Genomic DNA, 13,956 nt, shown 5'->3' on the forward strand with positions numbered 1-13,956 from the left:
TATACGGTTAGACTAATTGCCACTGCGATCCAAACCAATAAAAGCCATCACAGAGACAACCCGCCTAGCCTCTTGGAATCGAAGTTGTAGAGAGGTGCGCCATGTTACATTCAATCAAAGAACATTGGGGAGACTGTTTAATGACAGTCGTTGTATGGTCTTTCTTATTGGCGATCGCGATACTATAAATGGATAGGTTTACTGAGCGATGGGAACCTCTACCGCTTAGTTTTCATCGTAAGGGTTAGTTCGGCATAACAATCAGCCCGAGAGGCTCTAACAGCTGCTCTTGCTGCCACTCACAAATCTTGACACCAGATAAATCAACACGATGAATATCAAGCCCTTCTAAATCACAATGGGTCAAATCGCAATTTTGCATTTGAAAATGCCCCCAAGTTTCTTGAGAGAACTCCCCACGACTTAGATCCGAGCCAATGAGCGACGCCCCTAATAAATTAGCGCCCCTCCACTTATTCTCAAACAACTCACACTTCTCTAGACATTGCTTTTCAAAATTGGCGTAAGACAAGTTGCTCCCTGTTATGAAAGCGGAACAAAAATACACTTTGCTGCTGATATAATTAACAAAGTTCACTTGAGCAAAGTTCGCACCTTTTAGGTCGCATTTTCTTAATTCTATGCCAAAGGCATTGGCCCCTTTAAAGTTGGCCATCGACAGCTGACAATCTTTAAAACTGGCGTCACGTAAATCAGCGTATTCGAAGTCACAACCTTCAATAGCCCCTTGTTCAATAAAGCTGCAATCGTCAAATTTAGCCTCGCGCAAATCTGCTCGGCTAAAATCACACAAATAGAATTTGCAACGTTTAAAGTTTGCATTCGCTAAGTCTTGTTTCGAAAAATCATGGTGTTCAAACACCTCGCCTACTGCATGCATTCTTTCACTCCTATTTCTTTGAGCTAAGGCTAACACTGGCACATGGATTTATCACCAAAAACAAAACCTTGAAAAACAATAACTTAAAACACCACAAAATCGCCATTTTAAGGGGTTAAATTGACTATTTAAGGGGTGTGTTTATAAATAATCGCCCGAGCGGAACTTGAAAAAAGTTTACGGGCACAGTGAGCGTTAGGCTAACAAAGACAAACCGAGGCAAATCCCCTTTTATTGTTAAGGGATAAGCGCTCGGTTTAGTTCGGTGGGAGCGTTAATCTTGTGGGAACTCACCTTTGCGACGCTTAGGCTGAGCATCCACTTGCCAGTGCTCATTTGGATCGAAAGCTTCATCACAAAGGTCGATAGTGAATCCCATCTCAGAGACTTCTTTCAACGTGAGGTTATCCGCCATTTTTGCGATTTCACCTCTTTCATTATGCAGTTCCATGTATCCTCCTAGAGGGTGTCCTTCAGCAAATCACGAGTATTACCTTACAAGTATAGTGGAGAATACAAGCTTAAAAGCCTAGCTGAAGGCTATATCAATTAACCGATTGAATCCAAGGAGAAATCAATTCGAAAGTTTCTTGGTCAAAATCAATGGCCGCCTGAACACCGATAGGAGTAACAAGCATCGGATGAGTGTGGCAGCTATCGAAGCCATTCAATATTGGCAGTGCTTGTCCAGCGAGTACTTCCAACAACACATCTAAAGGCATTCGGCCTGTTCCTTTATCATTAAACAGCTCATGTTTACCCAACACGATTGCAGAAACTTTGTCGAATACCCCACAGGCTTTCATGTGCGCAAAAGAGCGCTCCAGCACTTCAATGCCATGCATACAATCTTCAATCAACAAGATATCGCCTTGCATAATCTCAGGCATGTATGGGCTCCCCCAAATAGCGCGCATGGTATTGAGGTTTCCACCCATCACACGCCCTTTGATAACCCCTGTCCCAAGGAAGTCCCATTGGTTGTCATACACAGGTTTGGCACTTTCCTGAGACTCCCAATCTATCATCACATCTGTCCATTGCTTTGGCATCGAATACGAATAAGGCAGGGAAGCTTGGCCCATACAAACCTCAACAAACGACTGGAATGTTTGGTCAACAAGTGGCGAAAACTCACCAAAGGATGCCACCAATGCTGGGCCATAAAATGTCGTGATACCAGTTTGCGCATGAATGCCAAGCAATAATGCAGTCACATCTGAGTAGCCAATGATGATCTTGGGGTCGCCACGCAGCGCTTGATAGTCGATATACGGAAGTAATGCGTTGCTGTTATTGCCACCAATTGTCGAAATGATGCAGCGCACATCAGGGTCGCGAATTAACTCATTCAGTTCTTCCGCTCTATCCTTGATCGAGCCAGAGCGATAGTAATCTGAACAGCCCGTTAAACTTCCCGCTTTGAGTTCAAAGCCTTTCGATTCTAAAAAGGCCTTCGCCCTTGCAAAACGCTTTGGCGCGAACACAGTGGCAGTTGACGAGGGCGAGAAAAAACCAATTTTGTCGCCATCTTGTAATGGTTTAGGCAGTAAAGCAGTCATAGGTGTCCTTACCTTTAATCAAATCATTCAGTTAACATCGTATTCTAATCATTTCATATAGCAGGTAAAGCTACTGTGTGGCTCAGTATCACGTATAATCACACTATTACTTCTACAACCTAAATAGCTTTGAACACTATGATTATTTTTTCGACCAATTACGGTGACATCACCATTGAACTGGATTTAGAGAAAGCACCAGTTAGCTCTAAGAACTTTCTAAAGTACTGCCAAGAGGGATTTTACGAGCACACCATCTTTCACCGCGTTATCGATGGGTTCATGATTCAAGGTGGTGGTTTCACTCAAAAGATGAAAGAAAAGCCGACGCACGCGCCTATCGTGAATGAAGCTAATCGTGGCCTTAAAAATACCGTCGGTACTATTGCGATGGCCCGAACTGATGCACCACATTCAGCGACCGCTCAATTCTTCATTAACCTAGAAGACAATGATTTCCTGGATTACACAGCAAGCACAAACAATGGTTGGGGTTATGCGGTGTTCGGAAAAGTGACGGCGGGCATGGAAGTCGTGAACAATATCGGCAAAGCGATGACCACGACTGTCGCTGGTCATGACGACGTGCCGATGGATGCCATCACCATCGAAAAAGTGACGATTACTGACTAATCTAGGCACAAAAATGCGCTTTGCTAATATGCAAAGCGCAGATTGCTTAAACCCCAACGGCTGAACGGTGACTGCTGTTTTATTTTTAAGAGTTACCTAAGACTGACGGCGAATCCACTCTTGCAACGCATCGCCCATTGTTTGCCCGGTTGCCCCCTTCATCCAACTCATAAAATCACGATCAAATTTGAACTCTTCACCTAGTTTAGCTTGGAAGTACCGACGAACATTCTGGGTAGTTTTGTAGCTATCCGTGATGATCGTATCGTCATCAATCTGATTTTTATGCCAATCAACCTTTTCCATGGATTGAAACTTCCTTTCGTATAAGGCAGATAGAGCCTTTTGTTTTACAACTAAGTACCTAGATGGCTACACCTAACTAACTTACAAGAATACGCTGGATATAGAATAGTCTAACAAAGCGACTACCCCTCTTTCCCTATGATTTCCAACATAAATTTATTAGGGTGCGGCCAGACTTCTTGCTCGGGCTTATCAAACTGTAAGAACTCAATCAGATCTCGACCTTCCAATATGAACGCCACTGTGACTCCTGACGCCGGGCTTCTTGGCTCCAAAACAACGTTTCTCCCCCTAATCGCATCCTTGAGGTTTTCCACGACATAACCAATATGGGGTTGTGTTTTAATTATTTCGGGAAGTGAGCTGTCTTCATCAAAGTTCATCCATTCCATCGCGTAAGGTGTTTCAAAATACCCTGCGGCATGCATCTTCAAAGAAGCGTTATGAGTCTCCCCAGGTAAGTAGTCTTTTGTTGGAATACCTGCATGGTGGAATGTCATTTTTTGATAGGTTTTATCTGATTTCATTTTCGAACAGTCGTATAGTTAAAGAGGTCAAAGGTTACTTGTAACGGCTGAGCGACTCTAATTTTTTGACCTTAAATAACCTTATTAATACGTTAATCATACTTAAGAAATCACGGCGTATTAAAGTAATACAACCCTAAGACATTTCCACGTTAGCGTTCACCGCAAAAAGCGTCACTGTCCGCATACAGGCCAACGGAAGTAAGGTCGCTGGCCGTCCATTCGTTCAATTTCCGCACCTAACCCTTTGTAAAATTTATGAGCTTTTGTATTCAAAGGACTTGCCGTCCAGGCAATATGAGAGGCACCAGACTTCTCAGCCTGCACTCTCATTGCATGCATTAACTCACGGCCATAGCCCTTGGAGCGTTGCTCTCCAATAATTAATAAGTCATCGAGCCAAATAGACGGCTCGCCGCTAAAAGAAGAGTAGCGATAGTGAAAAAGAGCAAAGCCTAGAGTTTGCGAATCCAGCTCCAATAACAAAGCATGAGCAAATGGGTAGTCACCAAATAATGTATGCTCGATTTTCTCTGTCGTGGTTGTTATTTGGCCGTCAAACCCTTTCATGCTGCGGTCAAATTCGGCTTTTAACTTAAGTAACTGTAACAGCTGACTAGAGTCTTGTTTGGTCGCTTTCCTTACGATCATATATGTTCTCCATTGCTCAAACATTCGCTGTAGGTTCACTCTTTGGAGAGGCAGGCAGCTGCGCACAACGCTCCTCACGAGTACACCGTAAACCAAAATAATAATGTATCGATAAAAGGCCTAATGCCTTACGGCTGTGACCGTGACTTCAATAAGAACGTCACCTTCTAACGCCACACCCAAACAGGCACGTTGAGGCCAATCATCCGAGTTGTCTCCTAGCCATTCACACCAAACTGTATCCATGAGAGCTTTCTCATGCATGTTCGCAATAAACACTTGTGCGCTTACAATTTGAGTTTTACTTGAACCCAACTCTTCAAGATTCTTCTCGATTGTTTCTAGCGTGAGTTTTGTTTGGCCCACTATGTCTAATGTAGTGTCGGCCGATGTTGCCACCGTCCAAACTAAATCTTTATAAGCTGAGGACTTATTTCGGCCTTGATAGGCACCTCGTTTCCTTTCTATCATTTTCTTTCCCTTGAAGCCAAGCGCCTCACTAATGTTCTTTTTCACACCCAATTTATCACGCCGTTGCAACGATATTTAATCGAAACACTCTCACATTAAGCGCATTGCGTTATTGCTTTTACTTCAATATCACTGCCAGAAAAGCGACACAAAACCAAACCACGGCTATCAGAAATAGAACTTAGAACACGCTCTCCGTCCTTGTCCCAGACGGAACTTTTTCCGCAGGTTCCCCAACCACCAGTGACTGAAATATGATTACTTAAAAGTACAGGAAAGCCATGTTCTGACGCGATTCTCGATAAAACCTTTGAATCCGCCACAAACCCATTATCAGAAATTAGAGCGCTTGCAACGTAAATGTCGGCACCCAACTCTCGAGCTCTTTGAGAATGCTCTGGTTTGGTAAAATCGGCACAAATAGCCAATGCAATTCGATGTCCTTTTACATCAATGGCATAGTCCATCTCGCCAAATGAACAATACGTATCTTCACCAGCATGCAGATATTGTTTTGAGTAAAACTGAACCGTACCGTTAGGGAAGCAAATAACCGCGCCAATGGTTGGCTTTGAAGAATGCTCCAAACGTAACGGAACACCTGCGATCACGATGATCTCATTTTTAACGGAGGCTTGAGACAAGGCTTCGAAATTCGATGGCTCAGGAGAAAAGGCAAGCTTCGCCGCCAAATCAAGTTCATAGCCCGTCAGTGATAGCTCTGGAAAAACAACAACGTCAGCATTGTGAAGCGAAGATTGCTCAATCATTTGAAGGTGGTGTTCTAAGTTCGTGGGAATGTCACCTCTTACGACGGGGATTTGAGCCACACTAATCGTTAAATCTGTTTTCACGTTTTCTCCTTAAAATATGGTGCTACTCGTAAGTGACAATACCATCTGAACTAGCGTTTGAGTGGTAATGACTTAACTGACTTCTAGTTAAACAGCCAAGCCTCGTGATTCATTCATAGTCACCATGTTTATGCTCGGTTACTCAGGAAGTTTCAACCCGCAGCCTTGCGAAGGCATAGTGGCAAACTTTTCAACACCGTCATCGATGAATGCTTGGTCCCAACTTGCCCGTGAGTTGACATAGACATGAGCCTTAATTGTCGTTTCTATATGATCAGACATTAACCCAGCCGGAACCCAATATTTGTCTTTGCTAGCACTAAGGTTTGGAACAGGGCTTCCACAACACTGACAAAATTCTGATTTAAAACCAGAACTCGAAATATAACGACTAATTGAATTTTCGCCCGACAGCCATTTGAAGCGATCAATTTCGATGATTAAAGCTGAATTTGATGATGAACCAGATACTCTGCGACACAGAGAACAATGGCACTGATAAATCGGAGGTATAACTCCAGACAACTCAAATGACACAGCACCACATAAACAATTACCTTTCAAATCCATTCTCCATAAAACGAAAAATACCTTTAACGCTAATGTTTGTCAGTTAACTTTTTTATACGTTAGATAGTAAAGCCTCAATTTAACTGCGCAGCTAAAGCGATATGAGGCTGTATTTACCTATATTGAAAGACATTAAGACATTGTTATAGAACAGCTTATTTGTATAGACTGAATTTTTTAGTAAATTCTCTTAGAGTTTCAGTATCACCAAATAAACAGACACCTAAATATTCTAAATTTGCCTCTTTAGTTTCTTTAGTTCTCTGTTGCTGCTCTACCGATCCGCCTTCCGTCATGGTGTGTGTAAAGTCGGTAAACTTTATGCCACGACTTATCGCGTCTTCTCTTACTTTTCGTAATTTGTTTGAGTTGTCAGCTTTCAAAACTATAAATGGATAGTGGGACATACTAGGGTGGATATTGCTGTCCATATCAACATAATCTACATACAGGCTTTCATCGTCAGCAAGTTGTTTTGATAGCCCAACACTTAGGTGGCCCAGTACATTTAGCGTACGACCCAAATCCATTTTTTTACTTAAAACAGCTATATACCTTTTCTGGTTTTCTTCAGGGAAATCACCCATATTTACATCCTTATAATCTAAATGTTCGTTAAAACTGCACTGTCTAATATCCTATCGGATTCATACTCGTCATTTTTCTATTTAATAACAAGTACTTATCCGTTCAATCGTGTGACCAACCGAGAAAATAAAGAAACTTTTGTATGACATAGCGATGGGAAACTGAATAAACCGAACTCAACAAACTAGTGCGTTGTATTGAATTTAACGTTCATCGAAAAAATCTTTGTTACGAATATATTTACTCATCAAATGGTAAGAGAAAGGCCGGATAATCCAAGACCCAATCGAACGACTCAGGCGAATGACCGTTGAGGTGTTTTCATAAATGCGTCCGTTGTATAACCAAAGTATCTTCCCGACATGCCAGTAGTAACCGGGAAGCAACGGAAGGAAAGTTACGATGTCTAAATCGCAGCATATGCGATACGTCTTGTGTGCTAACCCGTAACGCTTCTTAAACGCCCAACCACCCACCGCAGGCTGACCAAAAGTGACCACTCGTTTCACGGATTTCGGATGCAGCTTCTCGACATAATCCGCCAACACACAGCCGATCGAGCCGCCCGAGGAATGCCCAGTAAAAGTAATGCGTTTGCCACTTTGAATATGTGGTTCAATAATCGATAACAAACGCTCGACCACGTTATCACCTAATCGGTCATCACGATGTGTCGGTAAGCTTTCTTGGCGAAGTAAGTAATGAAAACCGGCATGAATTGAGTAATTTAAGCCAAGATAGCGACAGCTTCGTTGCCAAAACCATAGATTAAGCAACCAATCCCAAACGTTATGCGACCCTTTAATCACCACGATCACTTCATCGCTGTCATTGCTCCACAGCACTCGCATCAAGGTCTTACCGAAGCGGTTAGCAACAATTCTCTGGCCACTTGGCGCAAAACCATAACGCGTTTGTTTCAATACTCTTTGATAGGCCAAATTGCACAGCACGGCATAACGCTCGTATTGGTATCGCTTTAAGTTCTTCATTTCGTAACCTTTAAAAGCACATACCTTCAGTATGGTACAGTTAAGTTACAGGGATAAATCAATTACCCCTTCTCATTCCATAGCATCGATTCAGCGACTCAGCCCATTTGGCACGCATAGCGTTATTTGCTCGATAAGCCAGCCCGCGAACTGCTGCTCTAACTCATTGATAGGCTGATTCTGACTTAGCAACACGTAATCGTGGCCAGAAGGGGCGAAGCCAAACGGCGCGACTAAATTCCCTCTTTGAATGTCATCCATCACCAAAGGGTAGGAGCCCATCGCAGCGCCTAGACCATCGACCGCCGCTTGAATGCAAAAATAGAAGTGCGCAAAACTTTGATGCGTGTTTTCCATGAAATGAGATAAATTCGCGCGATCGGCCCACAAACGCCAAGCATGTGGCCGAGTTTCACTGTGCAGCAGCTTTATTTGGCCGTGATCGCTTTGTACTTTCTGCCAATAGTCTGGAGAAAACACAGGGCCAACCCACTCTTCAACCAAATGAGTTTTTTTGTAATCTTGAGAGATTTCAAAATCATCTCGTCGAATCGCCATCGACAAGCCATTGCTGCCAAGCATGACGGGGCCACCCGCCGTCGACAACCTAACATCTCCACCAGATTGAGCATGAAAATCCGATAACCTTGGCATAAGCCAGCGCATGGTTAATGTAGGCTCGCACGATACCTCCAAACATTGACTGCTTACTTGTTGGAGTTTGCCCACGCCAGTTTCCAGAGCGTCAAATGCCTGCGCGGTGTAGGTTTTTAATAATTCACCTTCTGCGGTTAAGCGTACATTGCGCCCCTGTTTATAAAACAGTGCTTGATTCAAATACCGTTCAAGCGTTTTGATCTGCTTGCTGACTGCACCATGAGTGATATTCAGCTTTTTTGCTGCGTCGCTGTAACTTAAATATTCAGCCGCCACATGGAATACATGAAAAGATTTCAAATGCCTCAACTGTGAATTTTCCTCACATTTAAATGGATAATAATTCGATTATTTAATTCGCCATCTCGCCCTACAATCTAGCAAAACCACACCACCATAACGTTTGGAGTAGATATGGAATTGTTAAGCTTGGCCGTACTTGGAATATTGATAGTTATAAGCCCTGGGGCAGATTTTGTCCTTGTACTAAAGAATAGCCTTAATCAGGGACGACGAGCTGGGATTTGGACAGCCATAGGGGTCAGTTTAGCGATTTGTGTTCATATCGGCTATTCAATGCTCGGAATAAGTTACTTAATCTCACAGAATGAGACCTTATTCAATGCCGTCCGTTATGCAGGGGCTGCCTATCTGATTTACTTGGGGCTTAAAGGCATTTTCTCAGCGAGTAGCGGGCAACAAATGACGGCACAGGCAGAAGCACCTGTGAGTTCAAGACAACATTTCTTCCAAGGGTTCCTATGTAATGTATTGAATCCAAAAACTATGCTGTTCTTCCTGAGTATTTTCAGCCAAGTGATTTCACCCGAGACGAGCGGCAACTACTTTGCTGATAACGCGCTCGCATTAACGTATGGCTTATATATGGTGGTGTTGCATGGAGTTTGGTTCGCTTTAGTAGCCATACTGTTCACCTCAAAAGCTTTGCAGGCACGGTTGCTTACCATGAAAAAAGCGTTGAACCAGTTGTGTGGCGCAGGGCTATTTACCTTTGGTGCCGTGTTAGCACTCAAATCCTAATGATGAGCTATCACCTAATTTAACCGCCAATAAGAAACAAAAAAACCACGCGAGATGATGCTCTCACGTGGCTTTTCATTTATCACGAAGTACTAACGGCTAACGGCTAACGAGATAAGTTTTGCCAATATTGGTAGAGTTCTGCAATTTTCGATGAGCACAGCAGTTTCATCGCACCTTTAACTTGCTCGTCATTCCATTCCCACCATTTCATTTCGAGCAACATGGCTCTTTCTTGCTCGGAGAATCGAAAACGAATGTGCTTAGCTGGGTTAGAGCCAACGATAGAATATGGTTCTACATCTTTCGTCACCACCGCGCGACTGGCTATCACTGCCCCATCACCCACTTTTACACCGCTGAGAATCATCGCTTCAGAGCCAATCCATACGTCATTGCCGATCACTGTGTCACCAACGCGCTCAAAGGCATCTTCCGCTTCGCTAAACGTTTCATCATCCTGATAGAAAAATGGGAAAGTGCTTGCCCATTGATGATTATGCCCTTGGTTTCCTGCCATCATAAATACGGCACCGGAACCAATGGAACAATAACTTCCAATGATCAATTTATCGACATCATCCCTATCTGGGATTAAGTAACGCGCGCAGTCATCAAAGCTGTGGTTATGATAGTAACCTGAATAGTAGCTGTGCTTACCCACCACTATATTTGGGTTGGTAACTTGCTCTTGCAGTGATTTTCCGACAAATGGGCTCTCAAAGTAATTCTTCAATATCTCTCTCGTTATAAAGGTAAATACCCTTGATATTAAGGGTATTTATTTAGAACAGCGCCAATACAGGGTGAATGTTTAAGCCAGTTTTTGGCACTTAATAAACAGAAAATTTGGGTTCTTAGACAATCGCTCGTAATGCTCTTGTGATAAGGCTTTTGCTTCCTCAGAGATTTTACCTTCCGATAGCTGCGTGACAACCAAACCATTATCGGTCATCGCGTTCATGATTTCAGTCAGCGAGCGACGATAAAACGTCACTTCAACCGGCTCACCAACCGTGTCCCATTCTTCGGTCACGAGTTCTCGTTCGAAATAGTTCCCCGAAATTGAACATTCAAAATCAACAAACGGATGATGCATCGAAAAGGCCATATAACCACCCGCTTTCAATACACGATGAACTTCTTTAAAGACTGTGTTTAAATCTTCAATATAGTGCAGTACCAAAGGGCAAATGATCACATCAGCACTGTCGTTCGCTTCATTCGGCAGGCCCATAGCTAAGTCTTGTGAGTAAGCGGTTACTTTATCGCCAAGCTTTGTTTTTACTAGCTCAACCATAGACTCAGAAAAATCTAAACAAGTGACTTTATTTGCACCTTGCTCGACAAGGTATTGGGCATACACGCCAGAGCCACAGCCTAAATCCAACACATCTTTTCCAGATAATGGGGCTAATAAGGCTTGCAAAGATGGACGCTCTAAGTGAGCGTTGAAAATATTGTTTTGGATCGCCGCATCGTATTTTTCTGCGTGCTTGGAGTACATATCTGATTTCATTATTAAGCCTTATCTTGCTGTTTTTTCGCTCGCTAGTATCACAGTTTGCCGTCAGAAATTCCGTCAACTCAATGTCAAATTACCAAGGAGCTAGTCAAGCTCACTTTTCGCGATGATGCCCCTTTCCACTAACTGGCTCAGCACTTGTTGAGTATTCGCGCGCAGCGTATCCCGCAACAAGCGAACAACCGGGGTGATCGATTGCCTGCTGGGGCAAATCAGCCACAATTCCGATGAAGGCACCCGATAGTCAGGCATCAAATGAACAACCTTACCCGATATTAAATCAGCGGCGATATCCAAACCCGACTTAACCGCAACACCTTTACCCGCGACGCACCAACGACGAACCAGATCGCCATCGTTTGATGCTCGATTCCCCTTTAATCTGACCTTAAACTTTTGCGTTTCATCATGAAACTGCCATGTATCCTGCAGCACTTCGTGAATTTGATAGAACAAACCATTATGCGCTACGAGATCATCTGGGTGCATTGGTTCACTATGCCGCTTGAGATAATCAGGCGACGCGCACAATAACCGAGGAACATTACAGATTTTAAAACCGTATAGATTGGAATCCTGTGGCGAACCGTAGCGTAGCGCCATGTCTACCGAGTCGCGATAAAAATCGATATTAGTATCGCTCACGTTAGTACGTAAGCTGAGTTTAGGGTAAACGTCCATTAACTCATCAACCCAAGGAATGATGAGGTTTCGCCCCAAGTCAGACGATACCGCGACTCTTAGCTCGCCATCTATGGTCTGCAAATCTTCTTTAGCGCTCTGTTTTGCTTGCTCTAATACTGCTAGCGCCTTCTCGCATTCAGGAAGATATTTTTCACCTGCTGGAGACAGCCTTAACTGACGAGTAGTACGAATAAATAGCTCAATCCCCAGCGCGTTTTCGACGCGTTTCACCGCTGCGCTGGCAGTAGCTGTTCTCATATCCAAATTGGCTGCCGCCGCTGTGATACTGCGAAACTCTGCCACTTTAAGTATGACGTTAAGATCTTCTAGAAGCATATTATCTAATTATTTTTGATAATGATTCTAAAATTATACTGTTTAAAGCATACCTAACAAGTTTTAAGATTCTTCTCGTCAACACAGACCCTATTTGAATTACAGGAATCACCATGACTCAGTTAACCATTGTTGCCAATATCATTGCGAAACCAAACCACATCGAACTCGTAAAGTCTGAGCTCATCAAACTCATCGATATTACTCGCCAAGAACAAGGCTGTGTGAACTACGACCTTCATCAAGACAACGAAAATCCTGCGCACTTTATGTTTTACGAAAACTGGACTTCACGTGAACTTTGGCAAGCCCATATGGCTAACCAACACTTAGCCGATTACATGGCCGCGACGGAAGGCTGCGTAGAAACTTTCACTTTGAATGAAATGACCCATATCGCTTAACGCATCACTGACGAGAGTTCATCATGACACACCCAATAATTTCAGACTTACAAAGTCGTTACACCGCCAAGAAATACGATTCGTCTAAACGAGTTCCTCAGGATGAGCTCCATGTTATTTATGAAGCGATGCGCTTGTCGGCTTCTTCAATCAACTCTCAACCTTGGAAGTTCATTGTGATTGAGAGTGAAGCGGCCAAACAGCGTATGCACGATACGTTCGCGTGTAAGCACCAGTTCAACCAACCGCATGTAAAAGCATCTTCCCATATCATTCTGTTCGCGCATAACCCGAACTACACCCGTGACGATTACGCCAAGGTGGTGGATAAAGGGATTGAAGACGGACGAACCTTACCTGAAAACCGTGAGCAAGCGTTCGGAGGTTACGCGTTTGCAGAACTCAATACCGATGCGCACGGCAATAACGAAGCTTGGACCAAATCTCAGACCTACCTTGCACTAGGCAACACGCTTCATGTTTTGGCACGTTTAGGGATCGATTCGACCACAATGGAAGGCGTCGATGGGGAGCTGATTGGTGAGATATTTGAAGGTGAATTAGGTGGTTTCAAGTGTGAAGTAGCACTGGCAATTGGCTACCATTTGCCAGAAGAAGACTATAACGCCTCACTACCCAAGTCGCGCCTCGCGCCAGAGCAAGTATTACAAATCTTGTAAGATACGTGATTAGAAAAAGCCTGAGTAATTCCACTCTCAGGCTTTTGAATGACAGTTACCCGCCACTTGATATCGAGTTGTCGGTGATACGCTCAATATACCAACTTCCACGGCACGGACCGTTGGTTAAATGCCATTTTCCAACAATTTTATTGCCTGTCACCTCGCCCGAAAAACGGTAATCCCATTGTCGATGAGTCGCGTATAGCTTGAGCTCCCCACCTTGAGAAATCCAACCTTGCAATGGCGTGCCGTTATAAGTTAAACGTAGGCTTGCTTTACCATCCACGACTTTCCCTGTGATGGTCGTGCGCTCGCACAAGTTATTATTGGTCGTGTTAATTCGCCTACCGAGCCACTCTCCGTCATATTCATGAGAAACCAAAAAATCAGGCGCGTCTGGCAGTTTAGGGAAAGAGTCCGAATTTCCACTGCCGAACCAGCCTTGTTGGCTACCAAGTATCAAGAAACCAACAAAACCAAATGTGACCACTAGCAAACCCGATTTCTTCATGTTTGATTCCCTTATAGGCTCATTTATCCACTGCAGAATCAATACGCTAGCACAAAAATG

General features: G+C 43.6%; 20 protein-coding genes. 4 read left to right on the plus strand and 16 right to left on the minus strand.

Going from position 1 to position 13,956, the window contains the following annotated elements:
- Positions 1-244 precede the first annotated feature (244 nt).
- The 3 genes from ACHUFI_RS01470 to ACHUFI_RS01480 all read right to left on the minus strand — a co-directional run bounded on the left by ACHUFI_RS01470 (position 245) and on the right by ACHUFI_RS01480 (position 2,463).
- Entirely contained in the window at positions 245-901 is a 657-nt protein-coding gene (locus tag ACHUFI_RS01470) for a Qnr family pentapeptide repeat protein (protein ID WP_394246393.1), read from the minus strand.
- A gap of 274 nt (positions 902-1,175) precedes the next feature.
- Complete coding sequence (locus tag ACHUFI_RS01475; protein ID WP_394246395.1) at positions 1,176-1,352, minus strand: hypothetical protein; 177 nt, start codon at positions 1,350-1,352, stop codon at positions 1,176-1,178.
- Positions 1,353-1,446: 94 nt separating this feature from the next.
- Entirely contained in the window at positions 1,447-2,463 is a 1,017-nt protein-coding gene (locus ACHUFI_RS01480; RefSeq protein WP_394246396.1) for a S66 family peptidase, read from the minus strand.
- A 138-nt stretch (positions 2,464-2,601) separates the two neighbouring features.
- Between ACHUFI_RS01480 and ACHUFI_RS01485 the strand changes: the two genes are divergently transcribed.
- Positions 2,602-3,096 (plus strand): peptidylprolyl isomerase, encoded by a 495-nt coding sequence (locus ACHUFI_RS01485; RefSeq protein ID WP_394246398.1) that lies wholly within the window; start codon positions 2,602-2,604, stop codon positions 3,094-3,096.
- A gap of 96 nt (positions 3,097-3,192) precedes the next feature.
- On the opposite strand, the gene ACHUFI_RS01490 is transcribed toward ACHUFI_RS01485, so the two are convergent.
- The 9 genes from ACHUFI_RS01490 to ACHUFI_RS01530 form a co-directional block, all read right to left on the minus strand.
- Entirely contained in the window at positions 3,193-3,402 is a 210-nt protein-coding gene (locus tag ACHUFI_RS01490) for a DUF6434 domain-containing protein (protein ID WP_394246399.1), read from the minus strand.
- A gap of 122 nt (positions 3,403-3,524) precedes the next feature.
- Positions 3,525-3,929, minus strand: a complete 405-nt coding sequence (locus ACHUFI_RS01495; RefSeq protein WP_394246400.1) for a hypothetical protein — start codon at positions 3,927-3,929, stop codon at positions 3,525-3,527.
- A 174-nt stretch (positions 3,930-4,103) separates the two neighbouring features.
- Entirely contained in the window at positions 4,104-4,580 is a 477-nt protein-coding gene (locus ACHUFI_RS01500) for a GNAT family N-acetyltransferase (protein WP_394246402.1), read from the minus strand.
- A 120-nt stretch (positions 4,581-4,700) separates the two neighbouring features.
- Entirely contained in the window at positions 4,701-5,051 is a 351-nt protein-coding gene (locus ACHUFI_RS01505; RefSeq protein ID WP_394246404.1) for a RidA family protein, read from the minus strand.
- A 95-nt stretch (positions 5,052-5,146) separates the two neighbouring features.
- The gene (locus ACHUFI_RS01510) at positions 5,147-5,905 is read right to left on the minus strand and encodes a carbon-nitrogen hydrolase family protein (RefSeq protein ID WP_394246405.1); all 759 of its coding nucleotides are present in this window, start codon (positions 5,903-5,905) and stop codon (positions 5,147-5,149) included.
- A 138-nt stretch (positions 5,906-6,043) separates the two neighbouring features.
- Positions 6,044-6,475: a GFA family protein gene (locus ACHUFI_RS01515; RefSeq protein ID WP_394246407.1), complete on the minus strand. Its 432-nt coding sequence runs from the start codon at positions 6,473-6,475 to the stop codon at positions 6,044-6,046.
- A 155-nt stretch (positions 6,476-6,630) separates the two neighbouring features.
- Entirely contained in the window at positions 6,631-7,062 is a 432-nt protein-coding gene (locus ACHUFI_RS01520; protein ID WP_394246409.1) for a DUF2000 domain-containing protein, read from the minus strand.
- Between the two features lie 204 nt (positions 7,063-7,266).
- Positions 7,267-8,055 (minus strand): lipase family protein, encoded by a 789-nt coding sequence (locus tag ACHUFI_RS01525; RefSeq protein WP_394246410.1) that lies wholly within the window; start codon positions 8,053-8,055, stop codon positions 7,267-7,269.
- A gap of 90 nt (positions 8,056-8,145) precedes the next feature.
- Positions 8,146-9,021 carry a LysR family transcriptional regulator gene (locus ACHUFI_RS01530; RefSeq protein ID WP_394246412.1) on the minus strand — a complete coding sequence of 292 codons (876 nt, stop codon included), beginning with the start codon at positions 9,019-9,021 and terminating at the stop codon, positions 8,146-8,148.
- A 105-nt stretch (positions 9,022-9,126) separates the two neighbouring features.
- Here ACHUFI_RS01530 and ACHUFI_RS01535 point away from each other — a divergent pair, with 105 nt between their 5' ends.
- A complete protein-coding gene (locus tag ACHUFI_RS01535) occupies positions 9,127-9,753 on the plus strand; it encodes a LysE family translocator (RefSeq protein ID WP_394246413.1) in 627 nt (208 codons plus the stop codon).
- Positions 9,754-9,859: 106 nt separating this feature from the next.
- Here ACHUFI_RS01535 and catB read toward each other — a convergent pair whose 3' ends face one another.
- The 3 genes from catB to ACHUFI_RS01550 form a co-directional block, all read right to left on the minus strand.
- Positions 9,860-10,489 (minus strand): type B chloramphenicol O-acetyltransferase, encoded by a 630-nt coding sequence (gene catB / locus ACHUFI_RS01540; protein ID WP_394246414.1) that lies wholly within the window; start codon positions 10,487-10,489, stop codon positions 9,860-9,862.
- 78 nt (positions 10,490-10,567) lie between these two features.
- Positions 10,568-11,272: a class I SAM-dependent methyltransferase gene (locus ACHUFI_RS01545; protein WP_394246416.1), complete on the minus strand. Its 705-nt coding sequence runs from the start codon at positions 11,270-11,272 to the stop codon at positions 10,568-10,570.
- A 90-nt stretch (positions 11,273-11,362) separates the two neighbouring features.
- On the minus strand, positions 11,363-12,298 hold the full coding sequence (locus ACHUFI_RS01550) for a LysR family transcriptional regulator (RefSeq protein WP_394246417.1): 936 nt from the start codon (positions 12,296-12,298) through the stop codon (positions 11,363-11,365).
- A gap of 113 nt (positions 12,299-12,411) precedes the next feature.
- Here ACHUFI_RS01550 and ACHUFI_RS01555 point away from each other — a divergent pair, with 113 nt between their 5' ends.
- Both ACHUFI_RS01555 and ACHUFI_RS01560 read left to right on the plus strand, forming a co-directional pair.
- Entirely contained in the window at positions 12,412-12,702 is a 291-nt protein-coding gene (locus ACHUFI_RS01555; protein ID WP_394246418.1) for a putative quinol monooxygenase, read from the plus strand.
- Positions 12,703-12,725: 23 nt separating this feature from the next.
- Positions 12,726-13,382 carry an NAD(P)H-dependent oxidoreductase gene (locus ACHUFI_RS01560; RefSeq protein ID WP_394246419.1) on the plus strand — a complete coding sequence of 219 codons (657 nt, stop codon included), beginning with the start codon at positions 12,726-12,728 and terminating at the stop codon, positions 13,380-13,382.
- Between the two features lie 55 nt (positions 13,383-13,437).
- Here the strand turns inward: ACHUFI_RS01560 and ACHUFI_RS01565 are convergent, their stop codons facing one another.
- Positions 13,438-13,896, minus strand: coding sequence for a hypothetical protein (locus ACHUFI_RS01565; protein ID WP_394246420.1), 459 nt, complete (start codon positions 13,894-13,896; stop codon positions 13,438-13,440).
- Positions 13,897-13,956: the final 60 nt, after the last annotated feature.

This window comes from Vibrio profundi (assembly GCF_043642225.1).
GTDB lineage: Bacteria > Pseudomonadota > Gammaproteobacteria > Enterobacterales > Vibrionaceae > Vibrio > Vibrio profundi_A.

Bases quoted from the DNA above. Each gene is read 5' to 3' on its own strand.
- ACHUFI_RS01470 (WP_394246393.1), bottom strand. From the start codon at position 901: ATGCATGCAGTAGGCGAGGTGTTTGAACACCATGATTTTTCGAAACAA.
- ACHUFI_RS01475 (WP_394246395.1), bottom strand. From the start codon at position 1,352: ATGGAACTGCATAATGAAAGAGGTGAAATCGCAAAAATGGCGGATAAC.
- ACHUFI_RS01480 (WP_394246396.1), bottom strand. From the start codon at position 2,463: ATGACTGCTTTACTGCCTAAACCATTACAAGATGGCGACAAAATTGGT.
- ACHUFI_RS01485 (WP_394246398.1), top strand. From the start codon at position 2,602: ATGATTATTTTTTCGACCAATTACGGTGACATCACCATTGAACTGGAT.
- ACHUFI_RS01490 (WP_394246399.1), bottom strand. From the start codon at position 3,402: ATGGAAAAGGTTGATTGGCATAAAAATCAGATTGATGACGATACGATC.
- ACHUFI_RS01495 (WP_394246400.1), bottom strand. From the start codon at position 3,929: ATGAAATCAGATAAAACCTATCAAAAAATGACATTCCACCATGCAGGT.
- ACHUFI_RS01500 (WP_394246402.1), bottom strand. From the start codon at position 4,580: ATGATCGTAAGGAAAGCGACCAAACAAGACTCTAGTCAGCTGTTACAG.
- ACHUFI_RS01505 (WP_394246404.1), bottom strand. From the start codon at position 5,051: ATGATAGAAAGGAAACGAGGTGCCTATCAAGGCCGAAATAAGTCCTCA.
- ACHUFI_RS01515 (WP_394246407.1), bottom strand. From the start codon at position 6,475: ATGGATTTGAAAGGTAATTGTTTATGTGGTGCTGTGTCATTTGAGTTG.
- ACHUFI_RS01520 (WP_394246409.1), bottom strand. From the start codon at position 7,062: ATGGGTGATTTCCCTGAAGAAAACCAGAAAAGGTATATAGCTGTTTTA.
- ACHUFI_RS01525 (WP_394246410.1), bottom strand. From the start codon at position 8,055: ATGAAGAACTTAAAGCGATACCAATACGAGCGTTATGCCGTGCTGTGC.
- ACHUFI_RS01535 (WP_394246413.1), top strand. From the start codon at position 9,127: ATGGAATTGTTAAGCTTGGCCGTACTTGGAATATTGATAGTTATAAGC.
- ACHUFI_RS01545 (WP_394246416.1), bottom strand. From the start codon at position 11,272: ATGAAATCAGATATGTACTCCAAGCACGCAGAAAAATACGATGCGGCG.
- ACHUFI_RS01550 (WP_394246417.1), bottom strand. From the start codon at position 12,298: ATGCTTCTAGAAGATCTTAACGTCATACTTAAAGTGGCAGAGTTTCGC.
- ACHUFI_RS01555 (WP_394246418.1), top strand. From the start codon at position 12,412: ATGACTCAGTTAACCATTGTTGCCAATATCATTGCGAAACCAAACCAC.
- ACHUFI_RS01560 (WP_394246419.1), top strand. From the start codon at position 12,726: ATGACACACCCAATAATTTCAGACTTACAAAGTCGTTACACCGCCAAG.
- ACHUFI_RS01565 (WP_394246420.1), bottom strand. From the start codon at position 13,896: ATGAAGAAATCGGGTTTGCTAGTGGTCACATTTGGTTTTGTTGGTTTC.